The 26,588-nt window shown below is 46.2% G+C and carries 28 protein-coding genes; 14 read left to right on the top strand and 14 right to left on the bottom strand.

Annotation, left to right across the window (positions count from 1 at the left end; all coding sequences use genetic code 11):
• Positions 1 to 213 precede the first annotated feature (213 nt).
• The 5 genes from ACFOEK_RS10290 to ACFOEK_RS10270 all read left to right on the top strand — a co-directional run bounded on the left by ACFOEK_RS10290 (position 214) and on the right by ACFOEK_RS10270 (position 4,319).
• A complete protein-coding gene (locus ACFOEK_RS10290; protein ID WP_386720126.1) occupies positions 214 to 948 on the top strand; it encodes a substrate-binding periplasmic protein in 735 nt (244 codons plus the stop codon).
• 119 nt (positions 949 to 1,067) lie between these two features.
• Positions 1,068 to 1,688, top strand: coding sequence for a CAP domain-containing protein (locus ACFOEK_RS10285; RefSeq protein ID WP_386720123.1), 621 nt, complete (start codon positions 1,068 to 1,070; stop codon positions 1,686 to 1,688).
• Between the two features lie 135 nt (positions 1,689 to 1,823).
• Complete coding sequence (locus ACFOEK_RS10280; protein WP_386720121.1) at positions 1,824 to 2,723, top strand: LysR family transcriptional regulator; 900 nt, start codon at positions 1,824 to 1,826, stop codon at positions 2,721 to 2,723.
• A 191-nt stretch (positions 2,724 to 2,914) separates the two neighbouring features.
• A complete protein-coding gene (locus ACFOEK_RS10275) occupies positions 2,915 to 3,712 on the top strand; it encodes a hypothetical protein (RefSeq protein ID WP_386720118.1) in 798 nt (265 codons plus the stop codon).
• 202 nt (positions 3,713 to 3,914) lie between these two features.
• On the top strand, positions 3,915 to 4,319 hold the full coding sequence (locus tag ACFOEK_RS10270; RefSeq protein WP_386720116.1) for a MerR family transcriptional regulator: 405 nt from the start codon (positions 3,915 to 3,917) through the stop codon (positions 4,317 to 4,319).
• A gap of 26 nt (positions 4,320 to 4,345) precedes the next feature.
• Here ACFOEK_RS10270 and ACFOEK_RS10265 read toward each other — a convergent pair whose 3' ends face one another.
• Complete coding sequence (locus ACFOEK_RS10265) at positions 4,346 to 5,278, bottom strand: NAD-dependent epimerase/dehydratase family protein (RefSeq protein WP_386720113.1); 933 nt, start codon at positions 5,276 to 5,278, stop codon at positions 4,346 to 4,348.
• A 293-nt stretch (positions 5,279 to 5,571) separates the two neighbouring features.
• Here ACFOEK_RS10265 and ACFOEK_RS10260 point away from each other — a divergent pair, with 293 nt between their 5' ends.
• Both ACFOEK_RS10260 and ACFOEK_RS10255 read left to right on the top strand, forming a co-directional pair.
• Positions 5,572 to 6,612: a hypothetical protein gene (locus tag ACFOEK_RS10260; protein WP_386720110.1), complete on the top strand. Its 1,041-nt coding sequence runs from the start codon at positions 5,572 to 5,574 to the stop codon at positions 6,610 to 6,612.
• A gap of 281 nt (positions 6,613 to 6,893) precedes the next feature.
• Positions 6,894 to 8,321 (top strand): patatin-like phospholipase family protein, encoded by a 1,428-nt coding sequence (locus ACFOEK_RS10255; RefSeq protein ID WP_386720107.1) that lies wholly within the window; start codon positions 6,894 to 6,896, stop codon positions 8,319 to 8,321.
• 64 nt (positions 8,322 to 8,385) lie between these two features.
• On the opposite strand, the gene ACFOEK_RS10250 is transcribed toward ACFOEK_RS10255, so the two are convergent.
• Positions 8,386 to 8,949: a type II secretion system protein gene (locus ACFOEK_RS10250; protein ID WP_386720104.1), complete on the bottom strand. Its 564-nt coding sequence runs from the start codon at positions 8,947 to 8,949 to the stop codon at positions 8,386 to 8,388.
• A 112-nt stretch (positions 8,950 to 9,061) separates the two neighbouring features.
• Between ACFOEK_RS10250 and ACFOEK_RS10245 the strand changes: the two genes are divergently transcribed.
• Entirely contained in the window at positions 9,062 to 9,748 is a 687-nt protein-coding gene (locus ACFOEK_RS10245) for a hypothetical protein (protein ID WP_386720101.1), read from the top strand.
• A gap of 272 nt (positions 9,749 to 10,020) precedes the next feature.
• Here ACFOEK_RS10245 and ACFOEK_RS10240 read toward each other — a convergent pair whose 3' ends face one another.
• The 8 genes from ACFOEK_RS10240 to ACFOEK_RS10205 all read right to left on the bottom strand — a co-directional run bounded on the left by ACFOEK_RS10240 (position 10,021) and on the right by ACFOEK_RS10205 (position 18,978).
• A complete protein-coding gene (locus ACFOEK_RS10240) occupies positions 10,021 to 11,166 on the bottom strand; it encodes a cysteine desulfurase family protein (protein WP_386720098.1) in 1,146 nt (381 codons plus the stop codon).
• A 10-nt stretch (positions 11,167 to 11,176) separates the two neighbouring features.
• Positions 11,177 to 11,872, bottom strand: coding sequence for a hypothetical protein (locus tag ACFOEK_RS10235; RefSeq protein WP_386720095.1), 696 nt, complete (start codon positions 11,870 to 11,872; stop codon positions 11,177 to 11,179).
• Positions 11,869 to 14,163 (bottom strand): xanthine dehydrogenase family protein molybdopterin-binding subunit, encoded by a 2,295-nt coding sequence (locus tag ACFOEK_RS10230; RefSeq protein WP_386720092.1) that lies wholly within the window; start codon positions 14,161 to 14,163, stop codon positions 11,869 to 11,871. Before ACFOEK_RS10230 ends, ACFOEK_RS10235 begins: the two co-directional genes overlap by 4 nt.
• 1 nt (position 14,164) lies before the next feature.
• Positions 14,165 to 14,656 carry a (2Fe-2S)-binding protein gene (locus ACFOEK_RS10225; RefSeq protein ID WP_386720089.1) on the bottom strand — a complete coding sequence of 164 codons (492 nt, stop codon included), beginning with the start codon at positions 14,654 to 14,656 and terminating at the stop codon, positions 14,165 to 14,167.
• Positions 14,657 to 14,836: 180 nt separating this feature from the next.
• The gene (locus ACFOEK_RS10220) at positions 14,837 to 15,904 is read right to left on the bottom strand and encodes an XdhC family protein (RefSeq protein ID WP_386720086.1); all 1,068 of its coding nucleotides are present in this window, start codon (positions 15,902 to 15,904) and stop codon (positions 14,837 to 14,839) included.
• A 151-nt stretch (positions 15,905 to 16,055) separates the two neighbouring features.
• Entirely contained in the window at positions 16,056 to 16,838 is a 783-nt protein-coding gene (locus tag ACFOEK_RS10215) for a prolyl hydroxylase family protein (RefSeq protein WP_386720083.1), read from the bottom strand.
• A 9-nt stretch (positions 16,839 to 16,847) separates the two neighbouring features.
• The gene (locus ACFOEK_RS10210; RefSeq protein ID WP_386720080.1) at positions 16,848 to 18,185 is read right to left on the bottom strand and encodes an aldehyde dehydrogenase family protein; all 1,338 of its coding nucleotides are present in this window, start codon (positions 18,183 to 18,185) and stop codon (positions 16,848 to 16,850) included.
• A 1-nt stretch (position 18,186) separates the two neighbouring features.
• On the bottom strand, positions 18,187 to 18,978 hold the full coding sequence (locus ACFOEK_RS10205; RefSeq protein WP_386720077.1) for a CmcJ/NvfI family oxidoreductase: 792 nt from the start codon (positions 18,976 to 18,978) through the stop codon (positions 18,187 to 18,189).
• Between the two features lie 188 nt (positions 18,979 to 19,166).
• Here ACFOEK_RS10205 and ACFOEK_RS10200 point away from each other — a divergent pair, with 188 nt between their 5' ends.
• A complete protein-coding gene (locus tag ACFOEK_RS10200; RefSeq protein WP_386720074.1) occupies positions 19,167 to 20,075 on the top strand; it encodes a LysR family transcriptional regulator in 909 nt (302 codons plus the stop codon).
• 87 nt (positions 20,076 to 20,162) lie between these two features.
• Here ACFOEK_RS10200 and ACFOEK_RS10195 read toward each other — a convergent pair whose 3' ends face one another.
• From ACFOEK_RS10195 to ACFOEK_RS10185, 3 genes are all read right to left on the bottom strand, one after another.
• Positions 20,163 to 20,834: a DsbA family oxidoreductase gene (locus ACFOEK_RS10195; protein ID WP_386720071.1), complete on the bottom strand. Its 672-nt coding sequence runs from the start codon at positions 20,832 to 20,834 to the stop codon at positions 20,163 to 20,165.
• A 23-nt stretch (positions 20,835 to 20,857) separates the two neighbouring features.
• Positions 20,858 to 21,289 (bottom strand): hypothetical protein, encoded by a 432-nt coding sequence (locus tag ACFOEK_RS10190; RefSeq protein WP_386720068.1) that lies wholly within the window; start codon positions 21,287 to 21,289, stop codon positions 20,858 to 20,860.
• Positions 21,290 to 21,367: 78 nt separating this feature from the next.
• A complete protein-coding gene (locus tag ACFOEK_RS10185) occupies positions 21,368 to 21,952 on the bottom strand; it encodes an NAD(P)H-dependent oxidoreductase (RefSeq protein ID WP_386720065.1) in 585 nt (194 codons plus the stop codon).
• Positions 21,953 to 22,076: 124 nt separating this feature from the next.
• Between ACFOEK_RS10185 and ACFOEK_RS10180 the strand changes: the two genes are divergently transcribed.
• From ACFOEK_RS10180 to ACFOEK_RS10165, 4 genes are all read left to right on the top strand, one after another.
• Positions 22,077 to 22,439 carry a winged helix-turn-helix transcriptional regulator gene (locus ACFOEK_RS10180; RefSeq protein ID WP_386720063.1) on the top strand — a complete coding sequence of 121 codons (363 nt, stop codon included), beginning with the start codon at positions 22,077 to 22,079 and terminating at the stop codon, positions 22,437 to 22,439.
• A 152-nt stretch (positions 22,440 to 22,591) separates the two neighbouring features.
• Positions 22,592 to 23,125, top strand: coding sequence for a redoxin domain-containing protein (locus ACFOEK_RS10175; protein ID WP_386720060.1), 534 nt, complete (start codon positions 22,592 to 22,594; stop codon positions 23,123 to 23,125).
• A 17-nt stretch (positions 23,126 to 23,142) separates the two neighbouring features.
• A complete protein-coding gene (locus ACFOEK_RS10170; protein ID WP_386720057.1) occupies positions 23,143 to 24,333 on the top strand; it encodes a low temperature requirement protein A in 1,191 nt (396 codons plus the stop codon).
• Positions 24,326 to 25,306 carry an ion transporter gene (locus ACFOEK_RS10165; protein ID WP_386720054.1) on the top strand — a complete coding sequence of 327 codons (981 nt, stop codon included), beginning with the start codon at positions 24,326 to 24,328 and terminating at the stop codon, positions 25,304 to 25,306. Before ACFOEK_RS10170 ends, ACFOEK_RS10165 begins: the two co-directional genes overlap by 8 nt.
• 98 nt (positions 25,307 to 25,404) lie before the next feature.
• Here the strand turns inward: ACFOEK_RS10165 and ACFOEK_RS10160 are convergent, their stop codons facing one another.
• A complete protein-coding gene (locus ACFOEK_RS10160; RefSeq protein ID WP_386720051.1) occupies positions 25,405 to 25,815 on the bottom strand; it encodes a winged helix-turn-helix transcriptional regulator in 411 nt (136 codons plus the stop codon).
• Between the two features lie 108 nt (positions 25,816 to 25,923).
• Between ACFOEK_RS10160 and ACFOEK_RS10155 the strand changes: the two genes are divergently transcribed.
• Entirely contained in the window at positions 25,924 to 26,571 is a 648-nt protein-coding gene (locus ACFOEK_RS10155) for a glutathione S-transferase family protein (protein ID WP_386720048.1), read from the top strand.
• The last annotated feature ends 17 nt before the right edge of the window (positions 26,572 to 26,588 follow it).

The raw sequence follows: 26,588 nt of genomic DNA, 5'->3' as shown, positions 1-26,588 counted from the left end.
TTTTCTACTAAAATTTCGCTCAACATCTCTCATTCGAAAACCCTCATTCAACCGCTCCAATTCGACAACTCGCACTTAACAGCATGAATTCGAACCCCCCTGCACCACGTTGCGAAGCACGCATTCTTTGACTGTAATGACTTAGTACTTCACTGACCGGTGGTGGACTCAATGTTTCGATCCCTTTTTGCTTTTTGGTTAATGGTTTCCACGATGAGCGTATCTCAAGCGAGAACGTTGGAAATTGGCACCCTGGATTACCCTCCGTACATCCACTACAGCGAAGATAGAACGAACGTTGAAGGCGCCGCAACCGACATCGTTCGCGCTGTCTTCAAAGAAATGAATCAACCCGTCACCATCAGAATCTACCCATGGGCCAGAGCATTAACTTACCTGGAGGAAGGAAAGATTGATGCCGTATATACGGCCTATAAAACTGAAGAACGACAAGAGTTCGCCATTTTTTCAAAGGAAGTCCTGTTTCTACAAGAAGTCGCATTCTTCAAACGGAAAGGCAGTGTCATTCCATTTGAGGGAGATCTCCACGAAGTTATTGACCACGGCATTATCACCATCAGCAAAGTGAGTTACGGCAGTAAATTTGATGACCTACAGCAACAAGGCCTCTTTACTAATTTGCATTCCGTAGCGACCGCAGAACAATGCCTCGGGATGCTACTCACCCGACGGGTTGACCTCTGGATCAACAACCGACTCGGTGCGCTCTACGTTGCCAGCAAACACCATAAACTGGACACCATTGAAGAAGTTCGCCCTCTCGTTCAACAAGTCCCCAGTTACATCATGTTTTCAAAGAAAAACGGCCTGACAAAGATTCGTGACCAGTTTGATGAACAATTAAAACAACTCAGAGCAGATGGCCGTTACAATCATCTATTGAAGAGCTACTTACAACGGACAAACCTACAACCCGATGACGATTAATCTGCTCACTGAGCAAGTACAGTCACCAAAAAAGTAACAAAGTGTACGATCAAACCAAGATCACAGTTCTTTTCAACCTGCCCGATACCATGGCTGTTTTCACTATCGAGCACTGATTCATGCATATTCAAAAGAACACCTCCCCTCTTCTTCTCACGACCTGCTTTACTGCCTTATTTTTAACTGCCTGTGGAGGCGGCGGAGGCTCGTCTTCTGGCTCAGATGGTGTTGCGTCTACGGATACGACTAATACAGAGAACACTAATACCAACCAAGACAACACAGACACCGACAACAACCCAACAAACTCATGCCAGTTGGACGCCAACGAACAAGACATGCTCGACCAAGTAAACGCCGCGCGCGCTTCAGGTTACACCTGTGGAAGCGATGACCTCCCCGCTGTTTCAGCGTTAACTTGGAACTGTGACCTTGAAGCCGCCGCCCTTTCCCACAGCACTGACATGGCCACCAACAACTTCTTCAGCCACACGGGTTCAGATGGTTTATCGGTATCGAATCGTGTAGATGCGCAGAATTACAATTGGTCCGCTGTGGGTGAAAACATCGCCGCAGGCCAAACCAGCGTTACGCAAGTGGTCACTGGCTGGCTCAACAGCGAAGGCCACTGCCGCAACATCATGAACGGCAACTTTACCGAGTTTGGATCGTCCCGAGTGGATTCAGCCACCGCAGACTACCCAACGTATTGGACGCAAGTGTTTGCGCGGCCGAGGTAAATTGACTTATTTCGGACTTTCATTTCGCAAGTACAACTTACAAGAGCGACTTACAAGAGCAGTCCACTGACAGTGAATAAATACCGATCAAGCCATATAATCATTCACTGATCAGAAACAATAGAGATTGCAGACATGGATAAACTAAAGGCTTTGGCCGTTTTCCGAAGAGTTGTAGAACTGGGAAGTTTCACAGCAGCGGCTGACGATTTAAACCTGTCCAAAGCCGCCATCAGTAAAAACATTAATGAGCTCGAAGAATATCTGCAAAGCCCATTAATCAACCGAACCACTCGAAAACTGCACATCACAGAAAATGGCCAGCTCTATTACAACCAAGTCTGCAACATATTAGATAACCTTAAACACGCCGATCTTTCAGTGATTGAAGCCTCGCATACACTGAAAGGCTCATTAAAGATCAGTGTGCCCATGTCCTTGGGGCTTATCGAGATTAATCCCATCATCTGTGCCTTTATGGATAAGCATCCAGAACTGTCGGTGGAAGTGGTGATGAGCGACCAATACATAGACCTCATCGAACAAGGCGTCGACATTGCCATTCGCGGGGGGGCTGAGCTGAATAACTCCAGTCTGAGATCGCGAAAACTCGTTGAGATGAAGCGAGTACTCTGCGCCTCTCCAAGCTACCTTGACCGCACTTTGCCTTTAACGGCACCAGACGATTTAACCCATCACAACTGCTTGATCTACAGCTTCTCTTCATCGGCCCGACGATGGATATTCAGAAACCCGGATCAAAACCAAATCAATGAAGTAGAACTCACCCAGAGCAGATATGTCGTGAATAGCGGCATAGCCTTAAGACAAGCTGCTATCTTAGGTCAAGGCATTGCATTACTCCCGGATATATTTGTAAGAGACCAACTCAACACAGGTGAACTGGTTGAAATCTTGCCGGAATGGCATGTCGAAAAACATTCCTTATTCGTTATCTACCCTTACCATAAAGAGCAATCTCAAAAGATACGTGCATTTATTGATTTTGTGGTCGAGCATTTCAAAAACCAGTAGCTGTACTGCATAATTTTCTCATTGATAGTTCACCAAATAACAACAAAACCTATAAAAACGCGTAGAAACCCTCGCACCCAACCAGCATTGTTTACCTTTAGTTATCAATAAGTTTACTCAAGTCCGGTTTTTCACCAGCGTAACACCCCCTAAACTGCGCTTAAATCAATCAGCAGTTTAGAGGTTTGAACATGAAAACGTGGATCAACATAGCATTTGCAGGCGTGATCGCCCTTATGCCTTTTTCTCAAAGTATCGCAGGCAGCACAGACAATGCCGGCCAGTTAATTCTTTCCTACAGCGATGGCCGCGAACCAACGAGCGGCGTCGATGCCGTGAACAGAGTGCTTCGTTCCGTCGGTGTACGAGTGAGCACGGTGGCAATCCCACCAGAAGCCAAGCCGATTCTGGAAACATCCAAAGAACGTGCGCTCAATACACAAGAAAGCGAAAAGCTAATGTCCTTATTCGCACTCAACAGAAAGGATCTTCTTGAGCAAATTGAACTGGCAGGCCGTGAACCAGAAGCGCATCGGGGTGGCTTTTTATCTACCTCAGAAATTGGCGTTGCGCCCTATCCTAAGGTGTACGACATGAAAGCCATGACGCCTGACATTATCGAGTACCTTCAAGGCAAATTTGGCAAACTGCACGTTAACAGCTCTGACAACGGACAAGGCATTGATGAAGTGATGACCATTGTCTCCGGCGGCGACTGGACTTGGTTCTTCACCTTGCCAAACAACGTAGTAGGCAAGCTAACCTTGGGCTTCGTACCCGTTAACGGCAAAGCATGGCGCATCAGTTACCCAGGCCTTGGCCCACACGGTGGCTTCTTGGATGCATCTTATGGATTGGTGGTTGCCTATGCCCACGGCCCCGAACACTTTGTAATGCGCTATGAAGAACCGAGCGTTGAGGGAACTGAAACTCTTGGTGGGAACCCTTGGATCGATTTCAGCGGTGATGCACCAAAGCTATTAGATTAATCCTCTCGTAGACTGATCAACTTAAACGCCCAGGTAAATACACTTGGGCGTTTTTGCTTGACCTTAAAGCTGCCTTTAACCTTATTATCTTCCGAGTATTTCATGCCGAACATGTCAGGCTGAGCATTTCATCCCGAACACATGAATGGCGAACAAGTGGCATGCGGCATAGACTAAATTAAGGTCATTAGAGTTGGAGCATATGAAAATCGGAGAGCTATCGAAAATCACAGGGCTTGCACCCTCTCGCATTCGTTTCTACGAAAGCATCGGACTTCTAAAAATAGTAAAACGACAAGCCAATGGTTATAGAGACTATCCACCTGAAGCTGTCATTGTGTTAAAACTGATTGATGTGGCTCAACAAGCCGGTTTCACGCTGGATGAACTTCGCGCTCTGCTGCCACCCGACCTAACCCAATGGGATCATGATTCGTTAGTCAAAGCCTTGCATCAAAAACTGGAAGACATTGAAATACTTCAAAAGAAACTGGCCGACAACAAAACCAAGCTCTTGGAAGTCCTCAAAGAAGTAGACGCCAAACCCAAAGACATGGACTGCGACGATAATGCTCGACGAGTCCTGTCTCAATTCAATATTGAGTAATTTAAATCAGGGAGATAGCCAAATCTTTAGTTACCTGAATGCTCCTTCCAAATGGCGCTTAAACCATCTTTGAATGAGGTCACCTCAAACTCAGGAAAACGCGTTTTGAATTTATCGGATACAAAGATGTTATCCATCTTATAGCGAGGCAAGAGCTCTGCTGCTTCGCGAAGCGTATCGTTAAACATGCCAGCAATACTCAATTGCCACTGCTTCAGAACCTTGTAGTTCGCTTTCGTACCAAAGACTTGCGCAGCCAGCTCAATAAACGCTTGGTAGGTCAGCCGATTATCATCACACGGCAAATGCCAAGTCTGTGAATAGGCATCCGGCGTATTACCCAGTAACGCCATAGCGCGACTGGCATCGGGCGTATAAATTAACGTTCGCAGCATATCATCGCGCAAAAACACTTTCGGCGTTTTGCCTGATAACATAGGCTCAATCACGATTGCATTGGTGATGCTCTGCGTTTGACCTGGGCCGTAAAATTCTGGTGCTCGACACACTAAGGCGTCCAATTGCCCTTTCGACATGTGGCTCAATAAGTCCTGAACGATATTCGCTCGAACCATCCCTTTTTCACCATACGGCTCAAAGTGGCTGTCTTCAGTTTGAGGAACATCCGTCTGTGGGTACATGTAGGTGTTATCGAAATACACCATTTTGGCATTGTGCGTCACACAGGCATCAATCACGTTACGCATCATCGTAGGCCAACGCTCGACCCACATCTTAGTATTCATTGGCAGACCAGCAGTAAAATACACGATCTCTGAACCCTCTACGGCTCGGATGGTTTGATCCTTATCCATCAAATCCGCTCGAACCAAGGCGTCTGTATCATTCACTTTCTGCGGATTCCGGCTGACCAATCGAAGATCACTGGTAAAATCTCGTTTTAAGCTTAAGGCCAACTCCCGGCCAATTTGTCCGTTTGCTCCCAAAATTGTCTGCATGGTTAATTTCTCCGAATAAAGGCTTGTCTAAATAAAAGCCTGTCTCTGCGACGCTGATGAACGATGCGAATAATCACTGCGTTAGCCGATCGCGTATTACGTTAGGAGCACATCATAAGTTTAAAGTTAGCTTGAAGGTCAACACCTTAAATTTTCATTCTTTTAAGCGTAAAGAGTTTTCAAAAAATATTAAACTTAACGCTTGACCTTAAAGTTCAGTTCAAGGTTAGCCTCTGTTTCAGACACCAGACATTGCTCTGTGACATTCATCATTCATACAGAGGTATACAAAGATGAAGATCAAACTTATTTCACTCCTAATCGGTGTATTGCTGAACGCGTTAGCTTTCACTTCTTTTGCAGAAAACTTAAGGAATACTGTAGAAGAAAATACAAAAGCGGCTCATACCACTACAAATACGAATCCCATTACAAATAGCTCAATCATTGATATTGCAGGTTATAAAGTGCCTGTCGTTAAGGGTGGTTTATACGATAGATACCGCTCGAATCCACCATTACATGTGATTCAATCCGAAGCACCGGATGTGGATTTAAGTTGGTTCAAACAACTCAAGAAGACCAAAGTAGATATTGGCTTTGAATCCTACTCACCGAACTTCTATTACAAGAACAGCAAGGTAACGGCGGTGTTTACTGCCGATATTGACCGCCTCAGAGAATTGATGCCATCTGAAGTACTTGAGCAAGTTCAGCCCCTTCAAATCTGGCCAGGTCGAGGGTTGGTCGCGTTTACTGCTTACGCCTATCACTACTGCGATAACGACAGCTACAACGAAATTGCCTTGTCGATCATCACCAACGAACCGGGCAGTTCCAATCTAGGCCCGCTGACACTGATTGGCCAGTCAATGTCGAAAGACTTTTGGGGTTATGTGCTTAAACTTCCGGTAGACACGGAACTTGCAAGAGTTCGAGGAATTGTTGGTTACAACCTTCCTAAATGGCTCACCAGAATCAACCTCAGCGAGAACGACCAAACGGTGACGTATGAAATCTATGACAGGAAGACAGGTAAAGTAGACGTTACTTTTGAAGCACAAAAGCTGGAAGACCTATCTACGGACGCAGCCTTGGTAACCAACAGCTTCACAAACATAGATGCCAAAGGCCAGCTCACCACGGGCTATGCGGTATCAAGACAACTAAGCTATGGTACCAACTCAGACAACGATTCAGTGAATCTTAAATTGAACGGTGGAGAACTGTCTCAGTACATCAAGTCATTAAAATTAGGAGATGTGATGAAATACGAGTACGTACCTGAATTCCAGAGTGCGCTGTATGCACCTGAGTTGCTGACGCAGAAATAACACCCCCTCTATTCGATACATACTAAAGATCCAGTCACTTTTGATAAGTAGCCTTAATGAGCCTCTTACTTTTACATAAGAAGTGGCTGGATTACCCAATGCCTAACAGGCCTAAGTCAACCAGCTCTTCAATTACAAATTCGTCCTTACCTTGCTCAAAATAACGAGTCTGAATAGTCTTTGTACCACGTATATCTTACTATCACCGATTTTCCGCTGTAAACATGCTATAACGAACGCCTACCTGAACTAAAATTCACACAATGCAGCCAGGAAAGTAGATGAAAGTTTCACTATCAAATAAGCAATTATCTAATGTGAAAACCTATAACGAATGGCTATCACTGCATGAATCAACCAAGCAATCGGATTACGCCAGCTCACGTTATAACAGCTCAAGGTATGACAACTTTGAATCCTCCCGGTCTTTATTAACGAATCACACTGAACGCTTGGCGAACTTAATCAACCACTCGCGATTAGTGGAGCTGAGTCGTTTTCTGGATGAATCCTTGCATCAAATGGTCGGGGAACTGAATAACGTCAGGCTTCACCAATTCTGTAACAGCGAAGTTGAAGCCTACCTCGACACAGTCACCGAGGGTATCGAGCTTCTTGCCAAAACGGCTCTGCCTAACATGACACAGGACGACAAACTGAAGCGCTTTAGTCAGGTAGAAAAGAATTTTGGTCGTCCGGCACTGATGTTAAGTGGTGGCGGTACCTTTGGGATTGCCCATATTGGCGTTGTTAAATCCTTATTTGATCAGCACTTACTGCCAGACATCGTTTCAGGAACAAGCATGGGCTCAATTGCGGCAGGCATTATTGCAACGCACACAGATGAAGAACTGACCGAGTTATTTAACACCCCCGAGAACGCACATTATCAACCCTTGAAGCCTTTGCCTTTAACGCAAAAAATCAAGCAAGGCGCATGGATGGATGAAACACAACTCAAGACCTGTATTGAAAGCAACATAAAGCCCTATACCTTTGCGGAGGCGTATCAGAAAACAGGGCGAAGCGTTAGCATCACCGTATCCCCTACCCGACCAGGCCAGAAACCCAGAATCTTGAATCATTTAACAGCACCCGATGTTTTAATTACTACAGCTTCGAAGGCATCGTGCTCTGTTCCTGGGTTATTTCCTCCGGCATCACTGAAAGCCAGAAGGTCAGGAACTCATGAAGGTACTAATGAAGCAGAACAGGATTATCTCCCCACGGAAACCTGGTGTGACGGTGCCATTGCATCCGACATTCCAAGGCAACGAATCAGTCGTTTATTCAACGTCAATTACTTTATCGTAAGTCAGGCCAACCCCCACATTCTACCTTTCGTATCTCAAAGACAAAAGCCTGGAATAGTAGCCCTAATAAAAGATGTAGCCATCTCATCCTTGGTAAGCCAAGGCAACGCCATGATCAAGCTGGCGCAACGTCGAATCACCAGACAACCGTTCAACGCAAGCCTGAGTTACGCTGAACTCTTACTGGATCAAGATTACTTGGGCGATATCACAATCCACCCTAAATTCCCCATTGGCTGGTATAAGAAGTTCATGATTAACCCGAATGAGAAAGAACTGAACTACCTTATTCTAAAAGGCGAACAAGCCACCTGGCCTCATTTACAAATGATCAGAAACCAGACGCGCATTAGTAACACGCTTAGAGCGTGTATTGAGGAGATGAAGGGAGGCTGAGGAGAAGTCATAGCACCTTCAACTACAACTTGGCAAAGACCAAATCTGAAATAATCTAATTGAGTTAACCCAAGGTCTCACGGCCAATGGTTACATCTCCTGTAGCTGGATAATAACGCATCTGCCAATTCTCCTGGCCTTTTCTTGGGTCATCCGCAATGTAGTTGTAGTAACAGTAAGTCGAGTTCGATGTTACATCGCCTCCTGCGTACCAATAGATGATGTCATTTCCTGACACGAAGTTAGCATCGGTATGGAACGCCAACACAAAGTCATTATGTTCCAACAGAGTTTCCCAGAGTTCCTGACAGTTAGCGCCGTTTAAGATTGTGCCGTTGGCAGAGCTTCCGGTGGTTGTTCCTAATGGGTATCCCGTAACGGCCGAGGCCACTGAATCATTCCCGAAACAATTCAGATCGGTTCTGAATCCACCACTTCCCTTTGCAACATAGCAAGCATGAAAAATTTTGACCCCAGACTCAAACGCAGCAAACACCCCTTTAGCAACACTCTCATGCGCATCATCACTAATGGATGCAAACCGAGGAAGGGCAAACGCAGAGAGGATGCCTAGAATTACTATCACAGCGACCAGTTCAATCAGGGTGAAACCCACATTCTTATTCATTTTCAGCACGTACAACGTCACAACCCTTATATTAAACCCGCCCTACTAATTTACGGCAGGTAAAATTGTAGTACAATCCTACATTAATTTATTGTACTGACCTAATGCCATCATGAAAAGAAAACTATCCGAGTTGTTCTCTCGCCTACACTCCGTTAACGAGGCTATTTCTCAAAAGCACGGGACCCACCTCATAACCGCCATCGAAGACCATCAGAAATCCAATTTTTATAACAGGCACTTACCCTTAACCAAAGATCGTCAAGAACAGCAACTGTTAGCCTTCTATTCCGACATCGTCAATCAAGGCCTGGATTCCAATGCAGTACTTAAAACCAGCAAGAAAATTGAGTTAGTAGAAAAAACGCTCTCAGATAAAACCCCTATTCTGATTCCTCTCGAACTTCACGTTTTGATCTCTGAGTTCAATGTGTCCATTGCTCAAGAGATAACATTGACGGCACAAGAAGGCTCTTCAACAGAACTTTATGAGTCTTTAAAGATGCCTGCTGACTACATTGAAAAGCATGGAGAAATTCTGAAGCTATTCGATGAGTTATCTCAATACATCATTCAGTTGTTGAACGACCAAAGTAAAATTAAGTTTCTCAAAAAGAGTCGTCTCGTCTTTAAGACCCTTGGTTTGGGCTACTTCCATCGCTTCATTTCTGACTATCTTGCGCTGGTTGAGAACATTGCCGATGTTTCAGCCTTAAACAGAGCCATCATCACCAATGAACTTAAGTATTTGGAAAGTGTAAAAACACATCAACAGGTGAGCATGCGAAGATCCGTATAAAAATACTGACATAGAGAGTACAACAGATAGCTCCATTCACAGATAATGCCCATCAACAAAGTGAAACGAAGTGACCGTACTCATAGACATAGCAAAGGTATTACGTAAATTTGATTCTCGGTTATTAAATTCTTTGCCACGCCCCCTATCTGAAAACCCCACGTTATTAACATCGCTGAAACAATCGCTACCACTTCATCATAGGTGCAGGATTAAACGGTTCGATGGCTATTGATCATAGAATAGTGAAAAAGCTGAAACCTGAAATACCATCAAGGAAACAGCGCGCTAAGGGCTTGAATCAGATGCTTCACATCGTCCTCAGAGGTATAACGCCCAAAACTGATTCGTAATGAAGAATGAGCAAGATCAGCTGAACGCCCCATCGCCAGAAGTACATGAGAAGGCTTTCGATCTGCAGATGAACACGCAGAGCCTGACGATACCGCGAAGCGTTTCAAGCGCATCATCAGCTCTTCACTGTCTCTACCAGGAAACGATAGATTTAGAATGCCTGGATAATGACGGTCTTGATCTCCGTTTATGATCACACCAGACAAGCCAGACACAGAGTCAACCACCCGATCATAATGCGCTTGTGTGATGTTCAAATCGGCATCCATGCGCTCCATTGCAATCTCACAGGCCTTACCCAGGCCAACAATTTGTTGTGTCGGAAGCGTACCGGAGCGCATACCCTTCTGATGCCCTCCGCCATGTATCATCGGCGAAAGATGAGTTGGTAAACCTCGACATATAAACAGAGCGCCAACGCCTTTCGGCCCATAAAATTTATGAGCCGACAAAGACAATAGATCTATATTCGAATGTTTAACATCAATTACGAGTTTTCCTGCGCTTTGTGCCGCATCCACATGAAACAATACTGATTTTGATCGGCATAACTCACCAATCTCGGTTATGTTCTGAATCACGCCCGTTTCGTTGTTTACATGCATCAAGCTAACCAACAAGGTATCGTCCTGCATCGCAGAGAGTACTTGATCCTTGTTGATGATCCCCTGCTGATCCGGGTTCAAATAGGTGATACTGAATCCCTTTTGCTCTAGAAAAGCACAGACATCCAACACCGCTTTGTGTTCAGTCGCAGAGGTTATGATATGGCGCTTGGAGTTGTCAGGATGCAACGCCAGACCTTTCAACGCCAGATTGATGGATTCAGTCGCACCGGAAGTAAACACCAGTTCAGAAGGAGCAGCACCTATCAACTTAGCCACTTGCTCTTTAGCGCCGTCAATAAGCTCTGCTGAGTCCCAACCAAAGGGATGATACACAGACGCAGCATTACCAAACGAACCATCAAATGACATGCAGTGATTCATAGCCTGAATCACTGCAGGGTCAACAGGTGTCGTGGCCGCATAGTCCAAATAAATACAAGGATGATGTGCCGTCATAAATCACCTGTTAGTTAGGGCAAGGGGCATCTTGGTCGATCCAAAGCTGCATAGCCGTCACAAACTCTTGATGTGTACCAGGAGCAGGCGACCGCCCTGGGCCAGGATTCCATGCCCAACGAATCAAAGGGTCGTCACTGACATGATGAACAAACTCTTTTTCAAAAGTTTTCATATCGTCACGACTACCACGAAACGCCAAAAAACTGTTCTTGGCTGGATCTAACCAATTTGCGCACAATTGTGTTGGCGAAATATCGGCTGGCACTATCATGGTCGGTGGCGGCATGTGCCAGACAAAGCCCGGCATCAGATCGTTCGCTGCCCCCGGTGGCATACCGGGTGAAGCGCCATTCTTGTTTTGGTGACAGCTTCTGCAATTGACCGGCTGGGTCGAGTTGGGCACCTGCACAAAATGATGGTTTTCTACGGTTAACCTAAGATTATTAGCACTGCTGATATTCATTGGATGTGGTCGACGTTCGTCGCCCACGGTTGGCCGATGAACACCACCGTCCATAACGCCATGACAATTACTGCACCTTGGATGTGTAGCCACTTGATGCAGATACTCAAATGCCGTTTCACCATTCGGTGACGCCTTATAGTCCTGATAAGCATCACTAAAAGCCGTGTTAGACACGACAAAGACACTAAGGATTGCCAGTAGATAACGCCAAGTGAGAGTAAACAAAGAGACCATCACACCGTCTCCTTATTTAATGCATCGAGTACATGTTGCGGCTTCATCGGTAAGTCACGCAGACGGACACCCACAGCGTTAAACACCGCATTACCAATGGCCGGAGCTACGCCGATCACGCCTGGCTCACCCAATCCGGTTGGCACCTGATCACTTTCGACCAATTCAATATCCAACTCGGGCGCATCATTCATACGCAATGGCAAGTAACTATTTAGGTTTACATCCTTCACCTGACCTTGTTCAATTTCGGTGAATTCGTGCAGTGCCAGACTCACGCCCCAATACGCACTGCCTTCGAGCTGAGCCAAGGCACCATCCGGATGAACAATCACCCCGGCATCCGCCACCATAGTGACCTTTTTAACATCAATCTTGCCCGTAGAACGATCCACCTTCACATGAGCAGCCGTTGCAATCCAGGCTGGCATGGTGCGTTCCTGACCGGCAGTAATAGCGATACCAATACCTTCATCAGCAGGTAATGACTTACCATACCCTATGCGTTTCACCAGCCGTTCCAGAGTGTTCTTCAGGCGCAATGCGCCACCCACACTTTCTGGCGCACGTCCAGCCTGCTTACCTTGGCCATCCAACATTGACAGTCGGAACTGAACTGGGTCAACGCCAGCTTTATGAGCAATCTCATCAATGAAAGATTCCAACCCCCATACAATCCAGCCTTGCCCCACTGAACGTAACCAACCAGGCAAGAACGTTTGTTGAGCCAAATCATTATTAATTGCGCGAGCCCGATGGTTTCTCATGCTGTACCAATGGTCAGCACCACTGGAAGAAAAGGGATCGATCTTGCCTTTTTTATCAACACTTTCAGGCATGAACCCAGGTGCCATGGTCAGAGTTGGCCAACCTGCTGAAAAGGCATGCTCCAAACCTGTCAATTGCCCTTGAGCATCCAAACTGGCATCTAAGCGCGCGACCGATGGTGAACGCACTTGGTCAAATCGGGAGTCATCCGCTCGGGTGAATAACAACTTAACCGGCTTGCCAATCTGCTTCGCCGTCAACGCTGCCGGGATCAAATAATCACCCCACAAGCGACGACCAAAACCACCACCTAAATAGTATTGATGCATGATCACTTTTTCTTGCTCCACACCTAAAGCTTTAGCCAAGGTTGGCAAGGTCAGTGACTGCCACTGGTTTCCACCGTGAACATGCCAAATACCTTTATCAAAGTGAACAGTGGCATTTAACGGTTCAAGTGCAAAATGCAACGCCGTATTAGTTCGGTAGATGGCATCTAAATGTGTGTCTGCGGACTTACTGGCACCCGTCACATCGCCGTCATCCACAAATAAATACCCCTCTGAGGCATCATTTACCTGTCGAGTACCTTCATCAAGAATATCTTGTTCGGAAACCTTGGCCGTCGGCCCGGCTTGATACGTCACCTTCACCAAGTCCGCTACTTTCATCGCAGTTGGATAATCCGACGCCAACACGGATACCCAGCCTTGTAGCGTCTCACTGGGGTCTTTCAGAATTTCATAGCCAAGATAACCCTTAACCGCTTTTGCCTGACTGTCATTCACCGTGACCACTTTGCTGCCATAGCGAGTTGGCGGCACAATCGGGCGAGCATAGACCATCCCTTCGATTTCAACGTCGATTCCGTATTTTGCTGTGCCATTGGTTTTCGCAGGAATGTCCAACGCCTTAAAGTGACCGCCAATTAATTTATGATTGGCCTTCGCTTTAATAGGCATTTTTGCCAACGCTTCTTGATCAAACGTCTGGTTAAACTGCCCTTTTTGAACCAACTCCCCAAAGCTCACCTTACCTTTTGGTGTTAGAACATGGCCATTCTCAGTTGTGCAGTCTTTGGCAGAAACCCCTTTCAGTTTCGCTGCAGCGTCAATCAAGGCAATCCGACCGGCAGCCCCCGCTTGGGAAAGCGGTTTATATGAGGTAAAAATCGACCAGGAACCTCCGGTCACCATAAAGCCCCATTTCGGGTCTGTATCCACATGATGAATACTCACTTGTTCCCAGTCTGCTCCCAGTTCATCCGCAACAATACGAGCCAATGCCGAACCGACGTGCTGACCCATTTCTGCCTTTGAGATATTCACTACAACCTCACCGGAACCCTTAATTTCAAACCAGATGGTTGGTGAGAAGACTTTATTTTTGAGGGATTCAGTGGCAGACACCGTAGACGCCATCACGCCCGGTGCAAACGCCATCATCAGAGAGCCACTGACGGAGCCGATCATGAAATTACGACGTGAAATGGTCGTTTTATGTTTTAACGCTTTTAATGATCTCATCTTAGGCCTCCAATTCTTTATCCGTCTGTGGTTCATAAATTCCCACGCTTGAATCTGCAGCAGCTCGCTTTACCGCTTTTTGGATACGCTTATAAGCCATGCAACGACATAAGTTGGCACTCATGTGATTGACGATGTCCTGATCACTAGGGTTGGGGTTGTACTTCAGCAAGGTAGCAGCCTGCATAATCTGACCTGACTGACAGTAACCGCATTGAGGCACCTGCTCTTCAACCCACGCTTTTTGCATCGGGTGCTCATTGTTCAGCCCCTCAATAGTGGTCACCTGAGTACCCTTCACCAGGCTTACCGGGTAAGAACAGGAACGAACAGCGTTACCATTCACATGCAAAGTACAAGCACCACACATGGCTATGCCACAGCCAAATTTGGTGCCTTTCAGTTTAAATTCATCACGAATTACCCAGAGCAATGGGGTATCTTCGGCCGCATTGGTCGTCACTTTCTGACCATTGAGATAGAACTCGATCATTACCTTCTCCTAATCAATGCATTTCCTCTGAAGGGAAACTCTTGTTGGTCGTGCTGCTGTTTGTCGTACTAATGTTTTTCTTACTTATATGTTTCTTACTTATATGTTTCTTACTTATATGTGTCTGTCGTGCTAATGGCTTTGGTGTCTGAATATGGACTGAACCTCTCAAACTGCACTCTATCCGTTACTCACTAACTGTTTTGTCAGCCGCTCTTCGGGCACTAATGTAAGGCTCAGAGATTGAGCTGAACGCCCCTCCAATACCGCCTGACACTCGGCAAGAATCGACAAGGCAATGTTTTCCGGAAGCTCTCCGCCCAGATCAAGGCCAGCAGGCCCAGCGACATATCGAGCCAGACGTTGAAAGCGATCAGACGTATTAATACCTGCGTTGTCTAACACCTGCTGACGTCGATGAACTGGCCCTAACATCGCCAGATAATTCAGTTCAAAAGGAGCCAGCACCTCCACAGCAGAAGAATCCAGAGTTATGCTATGGCTCATGACAACTGCTGCGTCTACTGGATAGGTATTGAGGTGCTGGCTAAGACAGTCGATACCATGCCGGAGTAAATGATCGACCGATTCAAAAAAGTTAGGCCGCGCGTTTGCAGGCCTCGGGTCCCAGACCGTTGTTTGCCATCCCAACTCAGAAGCCATGTGGGCCAGTGGTCTGGCATCGACGCCACCACCAATAATCAATAGATGAGTTCGAGGTTTCACGGGAATAGGCAACGAATACCCGCTTAGACCAAGCAGATAACCAGATGGTGAACCCGTATCTGTATTTTTTTGATCATTCGCCTGAAATTGATTCGCCAAGCCATCGCCACTTGCACGCGTATCAAGGAAATAAACGCCGCCTTTGCCTGAGGCTAATGCGTGGTGCATGTGTTCCAACGCCAGATAGTCGTTATGTTTCGTAATTGGCTGCAACAAGATATCGACAACACCGCCACAACCAATGCCTAACTGAAAGGAGATGTCATCTTCATCGTTACCGTCATAAGTCACTGCTTTGGGTTGCCCCGTTAACATTACCTTTCGTGCATGACGTTGAATGTCGCTCTCAAGACAGCCACCACTGAGCAAGCCCCATTGATCCCCCTCACCGCTGAACAACATCATGGCTCCAGCCTTACGATAGCTGGAGCCCTGTGTCCGAACGACAGTACCTAATACCCACTCTGTTTGATCCTTACGATCAATCCAAATCGATAAAAGATGTGAAATATGATTTGCCATCAGCTCTACTCTTCGCTACCACGTTTAATGAGTTCAACTCGAAGAAATGCGGGCAATAGTTCACCCTCCCGGCAGTATCCAAGAATTGAAAATTAAAAAAAATTAGTCACCTTTTGGTAACCACCCTAAGAACCAGGGTGGTCAATCTTGATCACTCAAGCTCAAACAACATATCAGTACGTATGATGTATTTAGTGCCTTTGCTGATCGGTTCTGAGCTGTGCAAGCAATGCAACGGGTGATGACCATGAGGAAAACACAACACACCACCCGCCGGAGTACGCACATCCACCGTTTTCACGGAGGCGCTTCTACGTGCTGGCTGTGTTGGGTCATCAGCGTTAACCAGGAAACGTGTGGCCCCGCCTTCGAAGTCCTCGCTTAACAAAATCAAGAAAGTCATCTGGCTATAACGGTCGGGATACGCGTTGGTAATCAATTCACGATCAATCACTCGAGATCCCGGCCATGCACCATCAATGTGGTTTTTAAAGAAGTCACCTTCGCCATAGCGATAAAAACGAAACCGAGCGTTTATTCCAACCGGACGTTTCCCGTCGAAAGCATCCAACTGGGTATTCGCTAATTGCTCAACCCGCTGCCAGATCAGCTGACCAGTGGTTTGATCCGTCACCCAGGTTACGTTGTCGTTATGGCGAACTTCCCTGGGTAACGACACTGCCGCATCTTTGAGATAGCCTAATTGCTCGGTAATCTCGATGAAGCGCTGGCACTCTTCCCGTGTGAACACATTCAACAGTTGATAGGCGGCTGGCACCTCGGGCACGTCTTTTCTGACAATCACAGACGTATCGTAATTTTTGTCCAGCATCACCGGGTTAGGCTGCTCATTTGCCCAGGTCGGTAACGATGGATTCTCAGCCCCTGGTTCGCGGGCTACGACATAAAATGACGAAGTTTCTACATTCTTCATAGTTTGCTCCTAAAAATTGATCACCCGAACCTGACTGAATTGTCGATGCCCTGCTTTTGAGCCATGAAACCCAAAGCCACTTTGTTTAGCCCCTACCCAAGGGCTATCCCCTGGGCCACCAACACCCTGATTTACTGAAACCATGCCAGCTTCTAGCTGTTCAGCGACTGCTGCGGCATCCTGTCCGCCAAAGACCACAGCACCTAAGCCATAGATGGAATCATTAGCGCGCTCGATAGCTTCCTCAACATGCTCAAATTCGGCCATCGCAACAACCGGCCCAAAGGTTTCTGTTTGTTCCAGTTGCATATCAGGTGTCATACCAGCAACGACGGTAGGCTCCACAAACGGTAATGGATAATCGGCTTGCCCCATCAGAAAACGCGCACCTTTCTGCTCCGCATCCTGTAATTGATTCACCACCCGCTGATGCTGGTCAGCAGAGGCTAATGGCCCTATGTTTACACCCGGCTCATCCCACCCACCGGTTTGGTAGTTTCGGGCATCAGCCATGACTTGCTGATAAAAAGCATCGGCAATGCTTTGATCCACATAGACGCGCTCTGTTGACGTACACATTTGGCCTGCGTTCTCAAAGGAACTGGCTACCGCAAAACGTGCCGCCGCTTTGATATCGGCGCTAGCCAGAACAATCATCGGATCATTACCGCCCAATTCCATCACCAAGCGTTTCAGTTGAGGCGCCGCATTGGCCATGATGTTCCGACCTGCGGCAACGGAGCCTGTAAAGGCAATCATCTGTATGTCGGACTGAACCAGCGCTTGCCCGACTTGCCCATCACCATGAACAATTTGCAGGACACCGTCTGGTAACTGGGACTGCAGTGTTTGAATGAATAAATCCGCTACCAACGGTGTGTGTTCGGAAGGTTTCAAAATCACACTGTTGCCAGCGACCAACGCAGGAATCAACAAATTGTTAGCCATCGCCAAAGGGTAATTCCACGGAGAAATAACCCCGACTACTCCTAAAGCTCGATACTGCAACTCACTTCTGGCCGCCAAGCGTTCCGGTTGAAACGCATCAACGGCCTCTTCAATCATGTAAGCCGCACTTTGGACCACACCATGCGCCTCATAACTGGCGCGACGGAAATCCTTACCCATTTCCTGACTGATCAAAGTAGCCAGCTGCGCCTGATGGGGCAGTAACTTCTTATAGGCATCAGATAATTGTTGCGCGCGCTCTGAAAGCGCACATTTGGCCCAAGCCTGTTGTCCGATTTTGGCCCGTTCAACGATCTCCGTCAGTTGCTCTTGCGTGGTAACAGCCACATCCCCCACCACAGATTGATCGAGAGGGTTCACCGAATAAAGACGACTCATATTAGTGATCCTCAAAGAACGCAATGGTGCGAATTTCTAGACTGCTTCGCAGTGCACTAGGGTGTGCAGCTTCTATCGGATCAACGGCGGTGTGCGGCACCCCGTTGAGCTTGGTGCCCATTTCACTATCGAAGACTTTGATTAACAGCGCTTCTCCCGGCGCCATCTCAGAAAAGTAATACCATTTGTGATCAGGGTTATATGAAATTGCAGCAATTTCACCTTCGCGATCTGGATAAAGAAGCCTCAACGGATGGTAATCCGATTCCTTGGCCGTACTGATATCGACCATAGCCAAAGGCGATTCTTCCACCTTGTGATAGATAGGCATCCAAAGGTTGATGAATTGAAAACGTTTCTGTCTTAACTCCGGACGCGAAATCGTTTCTTGATACAAACGGTGTTCCGCAGAATTTGAGGTGTAATCGTTGTGAGCGGTTTTTACAGGCGAACGATGCTGAGTCGTTTTCTCACTAGCGGCTTTAGACCGAAATGTATGATCAAAGACCAGAACCTCAGAAGCCCCCAAACGGGATTTCAACCACGACGAGACAGCCGGAAGCAGATCGTCTTTAATGCCAGAAGAACTATCGAAACGATCATAGTTAAAATCAACCTCAACCAACTCGAAGCCTGAAGCACTCAACGAGAATCGGGTGTTTGCAGCTCGCCCATCCTCAATATCAATCAATCTTTGCTCTACACGGTCACTTAACTGTTCGCTGCCGGGACCAAGATGTCGCTGGTCATACACCAAATCTCGCCCTGGCTTTACATAATTGACGGTAAACATAACCCTCTCCTGACCTATTCAGATCATTTTCATTATTTGAAAGTGATTTTAAGAGCCCAGAGATACAAACAAAAACAAGATATCAATGTTACTGATACAATAAAAACTTGTATTAATAACATCGACCACTAACATGGGTTACCAACTGACATTTTTTACCAACTGACTAGCTAGAAACAGAGGGAAGAGTGAGCGCACTTAGTAGAATCGACATTAAACAACTCAGGGTTCTTCACGGCCTTCTTCAGGAACGCAATCTGTCCAGAGTTGCCGATCAGTTGGGTGTCACCCAACAAGCCGTCAGTGATCAATTGAAAAAACTGAGAACAACCCTCGATGATCGCTTGTTTATCCGCACCAGCAATGGCGTCATTCCTACGCCTTATGCGGAATCACTGCAACCGAAGATAGACCATATTCTGAAAGCCCTTGAGGATTTACTCACGCCCGACGAATTGGATCTTCAAGCGATCAATAAAACGTTTACGATCAGCTCTACCGATTTAGAACAAGTTGTAATTCTGCCTTATCTGGTGGAAATTCTGCGCAGAGAAGCGCCGGGCGTAAAACTGGCAATAAAGAAACTGGAGCTCGACCAATTAGCTTCCGCACTGTTAACGGGAGAAGTGGATCTCGTTATCAGTAATCCGGATTTCGTGCCACCTAACTACCCCTCACAATGTTTATATGTTGAGGAGTATTGCTGTGTCGCATCTTGTGATAATCAGCAGGTTAAAGATGAGATGACAATCGCAGAAATCGCTCGAATCCCTCAGTTAGTGGTTTCCCCTTCGCGAGGTGATTTTACCGGTGCCGCCAACCAATGGTTTCGTGAACAAGGCCACCCGAGAAATGTGGTGCTTTCAGTCCCAACCTTTACGGCTGCAAAAGCCTGCATTGCGCACAGTGACCTTTGTGGTTTTATACCGTCTCGTCTTCTACCCAATACGAACCTGAAGAAGATCACATTGGATAAAAACATTCCGGGCTTTGAAGTCATCTCGGTGTGGCATCAACGATCCAGCCAAGACCCGCTTCATCGCTGGATACGAGATCAATTGCTCAAGATAACAGACAAAAAAAGAGAGGTTCCCTAGAACAAATCTGCTTGCTAAGAACAACTCTCTTTGCAGCCCTTTCAAATCATCAATCGTCGGCACTAGGGAAGAAAAAGCGGTTCGCGCTCAAACTAGCTCCTCTGCAATTACTCGCGTTAACACTGATTTAAAGGTATTGATCTCCTGAGCGCCGGTAAGCGTTACACCATAATTAAAGATAAATGCAGGAACCCCATTAAAATCATTGCTTAACCACTTTCCTTGAAGGCTTTGAAGCATTTCGGTTAAAGATCGGTCATTCAACACATAACAAACCTCAGCCTCATTAAAGCCCACTTGAACGGCTACCTTAACCAGCTCTTCAGTGTCTGAAATATCCTTTTGATTTGAAAAGTAGGCTTCGAAAAGCGCTTCAGACATGACCGTTTGAAGCCCCTTCTCCTTTGCCAAATGAATTAATAAATGAGCCTTGCGAGTGTTATACATTCGCATTTCATCAAAGTAGTTAAAACGAAAGCCCAGCTCTGCACCTAACTCGGTCAAATGTTTTCGTGCTGCAATACTGCCTTCCAGTGTCGTTCCATACTTTGCCGCCAGATGACTTCGTAAGTTCTCTCCCTCCGGGCTCATCTGTGGATTCAACTCAAAGGGATGCCATTCAATACAGACCTTGTCTTCTAATTGCAGTTCCTGAATAGCCTTTTGTAATCGCTTATAGCCAATCACACACCAAGGGCAAACGACATCGGAAAGAATATCAATCTTCAACAAAGTTGAATGATTCAACGAACTGTTCATTTTTCACCTCTCTGCTGAGTACCTTACGGTTGAACAGACACCTGGCTGATAAGCTGGTTACTGCCTTTACTTTCAACAATCACAGCCACTACATCAGTGTCACCAATATTGGTCACTTGATGACTCCAGGCTGAATGCCACATCACATGACCATCCGGCACCTCAACTTCCAGCGGTTTCCCTGCACCGGTAACAATTCTCAATTTGCCGCCTTTTTCGAAATACACGGTTTCATCCTGATGACGATGAAGCGCATCCGCCTGATTCGGTTTTAACACCATCTTCAACACCAAGACCTGATCATTGTCCAACAGCACTTGGTACATCTCTGGCGATGCTATATGAGCGGCCGGTATGTTTTCATTAACCCCCGTTTCTTGGTTGGTTTGCGCACTCGCTAATGGGTTGATCAGCAACAACCCCATAACCAAAACAGACTGAATAACCTTAAACATGCGTAATCCCCCCTACTGGATTTCAATCAGGGCAATGTAATTCATTGCCCTGGCTTATAACCTGACGATTTGATGGAATTAAAAGTGCTTATCGATATGAGCAGCGAAACGTTTGAAGTCGTTCTCAACGTCTGCATTCTTCATCACGTCGTAGCACACAAACGTCTCCATAGGCTGCATACCGAAGAAACGGAAATTCATGTGCATTGGGAACCACAAGTCATCAACACTCTTGCCTTGGAACAAGTATTCATCCGGATTATTAAAGGCTTCTTCCGGTGCATTGAAAGTCAATGACAGCATGTACTTGGTATCCGTTAACGTACCACCTGCCCCGTAGTTTTCCTTTGGTGCCGATTCATTTCGACCATCACCATGACACAGAGCGCCCCCCATGCCAGCGGTGTAAACGTCATCCATGTACTTTTTGAAGGTCCAAGGTACACCCATCCAGTTCACGGGTGATTGCAAGAACACAACGTCTGCCCATTGATGATTCGCAAGCTCCTCTTCAACATCATAAGTCTCACCAACATGGACTATTCTTACCTTATGCCCTTTTGCTTTAAGTAATTCTTCAGCCGCCTGTACCAAGGTTGCATTTAACTTGCCTTCAGCAAATGGGTAGTAATGGTGTGCATTTAAAATTAATACGTTACTCATGGGTTCATCCTCACTTAACAAACAATCATTGTTAGCGTTTTCGCTTAGTGGTTTATTATGGTAACCTGTAAACCAAATACAATTAGTTTACTTTTGGTAACCTACTATTTTTTGAGGTTTTAATATGGAAAGCGTCATCAAAGTCGATGCCCGAGGCAAAAAAACGGTACAGAACGCCTGCAATGAACCCTGCTCGATTGAAAAGGGCATGAGACTGATTGGCGGTAAGTGGAAAGGCTCCATTATTTATCATTTAAAAGATGAGCCAGTGCGATTCAATGATCTAACCCGCATGTTGGGCGGGGCCAGTAAAAAGATGGTAGATCAACGGCTTAAAGAGCTTGAAGAAGAAGGTATGGTAGTTCGAAAAGTCATTAACGAACGCCCAGTCGCAGTAACGTATGAACTTACCGAATTTGGCCAATCGGCATTGGATATTTTAGAAACACTGCGTATTTGGTCTGAAGAACACAACGTCGGGAATTAACTCCAGCTCGATCAACGCCGTTTGTCGGACTTATTCCCAGATCAGTGTGATATATCCAAAGATTCACTAGGTTACCAAAAAGCAACTAATTGTTTTTCTCATCGGCTCTCCAATAATAGAAAAGATCACAAGCACATTATTGGAGAGTCGTCATGACAACATTCAAACTTGAAGCGGGTGCCCCGTTTCCATCCCTAACCAAATCCGGCTTGAATGTCGCGGACAGAGACCTAAGCAAACCCCAAGGCAATTTTGACTGGCAAATGCTGGTTGTTTATCGCGGTCGCCACTGCCCTTTGTGCACCCGATACATGAATGAATTGTCTGCGTACACCGCTCGATTGAATGCCATCGGCATTGATGTGGTCGCAGTTTCTGGCGACAGCTTGGCACAGCTGGAAGAACACACCAGCCGCTTGAACGTTAACTTCCCTCTCTTCTATGGCTTAACCACCGAAGAAATGAAATCTTTGGGGCTGTACATTTCACACCCAAGATCAGAACAAGAAACCGATCACCCATTTGCGGAGCCAGGTCTGTTCATCATCAATGAGCAAGGCACCCTTCAGGTTGTCGACATTTCAAACAACCCGTTTGTACGCCCGGATCTGGAAAACCTTGTATCCGGTTTGGAATGGATTCGCAGTAATAACTATCCGATTCGTGGCACTTACGCCTACAGCTAATTAGGAGAGTTATTTCCATGGCACTGCAAGAACACCCGATGTGGAGAAAGCCACAACATCATCAGGATCTGGATCACGCCCACGATCACGTCCATTGGGTAGAGCTGTTTTATGATCTGATTCATGTGGTCACTATCTTCCTTCTTGGAAGCTACTTATCTCACCACTTAAACCTTGACGGTTTTCTGGTGTTTTGCGGTGTCTTTATAGCCTTGTGGTATGCATGGGGCGAGCTCAGTATTTTTAACTCCATTTACGTCAGTACAGACGTTTGGCACAGAGTCATCATGTCCGTCATGATTTGTACCTTGATGTTTATGGCAGCCGCAATTCCATCCATCGGGGGTAAGGGCTGGGCCTTCTTTGCTCTTGGATTCGCAGCTAACCGAGCCATGCTGGCGATGCTGTATTTCAGAGCCCGAAGAAATAACTCTTCGACCCATTCTTTGTGTAATGAGCAAATCAGGACTTTCTCGATATTTGCCATTATTTTTGCCAGTACAGCATTTATACCACAGCCTTATGGTTATTGGGTCTTCGGGGCAGCCATCGTAGCTACTCAGGCACTGTACATGATCCCCAAGTTATCCATTATACGATACGAGCGATTTGTCCCTCGCCTCGGTCATATGGCGGAACGTTTCGCACTGCTAACGTTAATCGTGCTCGGTGAAGGCTTCTTTAAGTTGGTTGTCACTCTTTCTGAAAAAGGCATTTATAAAGTTTCCCCTGACGTGCTAGTGAATTTCATCATTGGCGGTGTGTCCATGTTCATCATGTGCTGGATCTACTTTGATTTTGTAGGTAACGGAAAGCCCAAAGATGACAAACTTGGTACTTTGGTCAAGTGGTGGCTGGCTCATTTGGTTCTTATGATTTGTGGCGTGATGGTTGGCGTAGCGCTCGCTGCTGAAGTAAAGATTGGTTTCTGGGAACCCTATCCTACTAAGTACGCTGCGATTGGATGTTTTGGTCTGGCAGGTTATATCGCCATGCTGTGGGTGCTAAAAAACGTTATTGAACATCGCGTTGCTTCGGACTTTGGCCGCTGGGATGTTCGACTTTTTGGCATCGTAATGGCGATTGGCTGTTTCTTTATTGTTCCTCACGTGCCCGCCATCGTAGCAAACTTCATTTGGGGGTTTGCATTACTCTCGCAAATACTTTTTCCATTAACGCGTGCATGGTTGACCTTTCGCCATGAGTAACACTCTATCTTCTAACGCTCACATTGATGAAAGCCTAAGAGCCAAAGTCTATTGGTGGTTAGAGCGACCGGACCGAAACGCCTTCGGTCCTAAGTTGCTTGAAATAACCCTAATCACATTGATCATTTTGAATGTCAGTGCAGTCATCATTGAAACCGTGGATTCAATATATCAAAGCTGGAAATTCGCCTTTGATCTTTTTGAAACCACCTCACTATGTATTTTTATCTGTGAGTTTCTATTGCGTTTATGGGTAGCCCCCGAAAACCCGAACACACCAACCCGGATATCTTGGGTACGCTCACCGGTCGCGATCATAGATCTATTAGCTATATTACCTGCACTACTCTACCTGTTAATCCCTATCGACCTTCGTATTCTTCGTGCTTTCCGAATGCTACGTTTACTGAAGCTCACCCGCTATTCGCCAGCGTTAAGCATGTTACTCGCGGTATTTGAAGAAGAAGCCGGTGCCTTTTTCGCAGGCTTTTTTATATTAATATTGATGCTTATCTTTGCAGCCAGCGGTGCCTGGTTGGCTGAGCATACGGTACAACCAGACGCCTTCGGCTCGATACCTTCTGCAATGTGGTGGGCAGTCGCTACTCTCACAACGGTTGGCTATGGTGATGTCACACCAATTACCATAGCAGGTAAGATATTTGGTGCTTTGATAACAGTCATTGGAATCGGTATGGCCGCTCTGCCTGCCGGTATTATTGCTAGCGGTCTCAATGAACAAATCCACCGCCGCCGTTCCAGCATGCAACGAGAATTCAGAAAAGCCTTGGAAGACGGCATGATTTGCGAACAAGAAGAGGAAGATATCGAAGCCTTGAGAAAGCAATTAGGGATTTCATCTCGCGCCGCAGATCATATTCGTGAAGCCGTTTATGCGGAAATGAAGGCCAAGATAGGTATTACCTGCCCCCATTGCGGAGAACCCTTGGATCACGAAAACAGCAACATGTAAGCACAACCTTCATTCTATATGACAGCCACTAACCACCGAAAACACTTAAGAAGGACAGACACTTTAGTATTATTCGAAAGGAATGAAACTAGCTAAAGTTAAGACAGTTTATCCAGCAACTCTTGCTGCAGTTTAGCCGGATCGGAACGTAGCTTCTCTATGAACTCACGTGGAACTTCAGTGGCGTCATCATACTTCTCCGCCCAATCCATCATGGCTAGCATCATCGGCATCAGTTCAATACCTTTTTGCGTCAAAGTATAAATATAGCGTGAGCCCTTCTTTGGATCTTTGGCTTTACTAATAATGCCATTGGCTTCCAAATCCGCCAGCCGAGTGGCCAGCACATTGGTTGAGATGCCTTCGCCCGCTTCCATAAACTCGTGATAATACTTTCGACCTTTGAACATCAAGTCGCGAATTATCAGAAAGCTCCATTTGTCGCCAAACTGGCTCATGCCAAAGCGCACAGGGCAGCCAGCCCATGATTTTGTCTTCTTATCTACCATCAAAATATTTTAACGCATTACCCAACACAAAACACTTGCAAAAAGAAAGTAATATTCCTAAGGTAAAAATACTTTCAAAAAACAAGTAAACTATAAAGGGACACAAAAATGAAACTCTATGCCATCGTAGGTTCACCCAATTCAAGGAAAGTACTATCCGTAATTAACCACTTAGGGCTTGATGTCGAAGTAGAATATTTGGATCTGTTTGAGGGAGATAACCAAACCCCAGAGTATAAGGCGATCAACCCCAATGCGATGGTGCCCGCGTTAGTCGACGGAGATCTCAAGCTTTGGGAATCCAATGCAATAATCCAGTATTTGGCGGATAAAGCCGGGGATGACCAATTGTTCCCCACCGATTTGAAAAAGCGGGCGGATGTTGTTCGTTGGTTGTGCTGGGAACTGGCACACTTCAACCAGGCGTTTGGTACCCTGGCATTCGAATCCGTTGCTAAACCTGGCTTTTTGGGTGCACCAGGCAATGAAGGTGTTATTAACTGGACCAAAGAACAACTGACACGGTTTGCTCCGATTTTAAATACACACTTGGAGAATAGAACCTTCATGGTAGGAGAAACGATCACTCTAGCCGATTACGCCATGATTCACGTTGAGTTCTTTAAAGAAAACGTACCCTTTGATTGGACAGACTTCCCTCACCTAAATGCGTATTTTGAACGTATGCGCAACTCAGATCATTGGGTGCCAACGGCTCCACAAAGCGTTGAAGCCATTGGCAAAGCCGCTGTTTAAATACGAAGGACAAGTTG

It is taken from the genome of Litoribrevibacter euphylliae (assembly GCF_042646085.1).
In the GTDB taxonomy this organism is placed as follows: Bacteria; Pseudomonadota; Gammaproteobacteria; order Pseudomonadales; family Litoribrevibacteraceae; genus Litoribrevibacter; species Litoribrevibacter euphylliae.
Note: the sequence above shows the minus strand (reverse complement) of the source record. Positions and strands in the feature narration are given on the sequence as shown.

What these genes read in the sequence shown, in the direction of transcription:
- ACFOEK_RS10290 (WP_386720126.1), top strand. Translation starts at nt 214, where the DNA reads ATGAGCGTATCTCAAGCGAGAACGTTGGAAATTGGCACCCTGGATTAC.
- ACFOEK_RS10285 (WP_386720123.1), top strand. Translation starts at nt 1,068, where the DNA reads ATGCATATTCAAAAGAACACCTCCCCTCTTCTTCTCACGACCTGCTTT.
- ACFOEK_RS10280 (WP_386720121.1), top strand. Translation starts at nt 1,824, where the DNA reads ATGGATAAACTAAAGGCTTTGGCCGTTTTCCGAAGAGTTGTAGAACTG.
- ACFOEK_RS10275 (WP_386720118.1), top strand. Translation starts at nt 2,915, where the DNA reads ATGAAAACGTGGATCAACATAGCATTTGCAGGCGTGATCGCCCTTATG.
- ACFOEK_RS10270 (WP_386720116.1), top strand. Translation starts at nt 3,915, where the DNA reads ATGAAAATCGGAGAGCTATCGAAAATCACAGGGCTTGCACCCTCTCGC.
- ACFOEK_RS10265 (WP_386720113.1), bottom strand. Translation starts at nt 5,278, where the DNA reads ATGCAGACAATTTTGGGAGCAAACGGACAAATTGGCCGGGAGTTGGCC.
- ACFOEK_RS10260 (WP_386720110.1), top strand. Translation starts at nt 5,572, where the DNA reads ATGAAGATCAAACTTATTTCACTCCTAATCGGTGTATTGCTGAACGCG.
- ACFOEK_RS10255 (WP_386720107.1), top strand. Translation starts at nt 6,894, where the DNA reads ATGAAAGTTTCACTATCAAATAAGCAATTATCTAATGTGAAAACCTAT.
- ACFOEK_RS10250 (WP_386720104.1), bottom strand. Translation starts at nt 8,949, where the DNA reads ATGAATAAGAATGTGGGTTTCACCCTGATTGAACTGGTCGCTGTGATA.
- ACFOEK_RS10245 (WP_386720101.1), top strand. Translation starts at nt 9,062, where the DNA reads ATGAAAAGAAAACTATCCGAGTTGTTCTCTCGCCTACACTCCGTTAAC.
- ACFOEK_RS10240 (WP_386720098.1), bottom strand. Translation starts at nt 11,166, where the DNA reads ATGACGGCACATCATCCTTGTATTTATTTGGACTATGCGGCCACGACA.
- ACFOEK_RS10230 (WP_386720092.1), bottom strand. Translation starts at nt 14,163, where the DNA reads ATGAGATCATTAAAAGCGTTAAAACATAAAACGACCATTTCACGTCGT.
- ACFOEK_RS10225 (WP_386720089.1), bottom strand. Translation starts at nt 14,656, where the DNA reads ATGATCGAGTTCTATCTCAATGGTCAGAAAGTGACGACCAATGCGGCC.
- ACFOEK_RS10220 (WP_386720086.1), bottom strand. Translation starts at nt 15,904, where the DNA reads ATGGCAAATCATATTTCACATCTTTTATCGATTTGGATTGATCGTAAG.
- ACFOEK_RS10215 (WP_386720083.1), bottom strand. Translation starts at nt 16,838, where the DNA reads ATGAAGAATGTAGAAACTTCGTCATTTTATGTCGTAGCCCGCGAACCA.
- ACFOEK_RS10210 (WP_386720080.1), bottom strand. Translation starts at nt 18,185, where the DNA reads ATGAGTCGTCTTTATTCGGTGAACCCTCTCGATCAATCTGTGGTGGGG.
- ACFOEK_RS10205 (WP_386720077.1), bottom strand. Translation starts at nt 18,978, where the DNA reads ATGTTTACCGTCAATTATGTAAAGCCAGGGCGAGATTTGGTGTATGAC.
- ACFOEK_RS10195 (WP_386720071.1), bottom strand. Translation starts at nt 20,834, where the DNA reads ATGAACAGTTCGTTGAATCATTCAACTTTGTTGAAGATTGATATTCTT.
- ACFOEK_RS10190 (WP_386720068.1), bottom strand. Translation starts at nt 21,289, where the DNA reads ATGTTTAAGGTTATTCAGTCTGTTTTGGTTATGGGGTTGTTGCTGATC.
- ACFOEK_RS10185 (WP_386720065.1), bottom strand. Translation starts at nt 21,952, where the DNA reads ATGAGTAACGTATTAATTTTAAATGCACACCATTACTACCCATTTGCT.
- ACFOEK_RS10180 (WP_386720063.1), top strand. Translation starts at nt 22,077, where the DNA reads ATGGAAAGCGTCATCAAAGTCGATGCCCGAGGCAAAAAAACGGTACAG.
- ACFOEK_RS10175 (WP_386720060.1), top strand. Translation starts at nt 22,592, where the DNA reads ATGACAACATTCAAACTTGAAGCGGGTGCCCCGTTTCCATCCCTAACC.
- ACFOEK_RS10170 (WP_386720057.1), top strand. Translation starts at nt 23,143, where the DNA reads ATGGCACTGCAAGAACACCCGATGTGGAGAAAGCCACAACATCATCAG.
- ACFOEK_RS10165 (WP_386720054.1), top strand. Translation starts at nt 24,326, where the DNA reads ATGAGTAACACTCTATCTTCTAACGCTCACATTGATGAAAGCCTAAGA.
- ACFOEK_RS10160 (WP_386720051.1), bottom strand. Translation starts at nt 25,815, where the DNA reads ATGGTAGATAAGAAGACAAAATCATGGGCTGGCTGCCCTGTGCGCTTT.
- ACFOEK_RS10155 (WP_386720048.1), top strand. Translation starts at nt 25,924, where the DNA reads ATGAAACTCTATGCCATCGTAGGTTCACCCAATTCAAGGAAAGTACTA.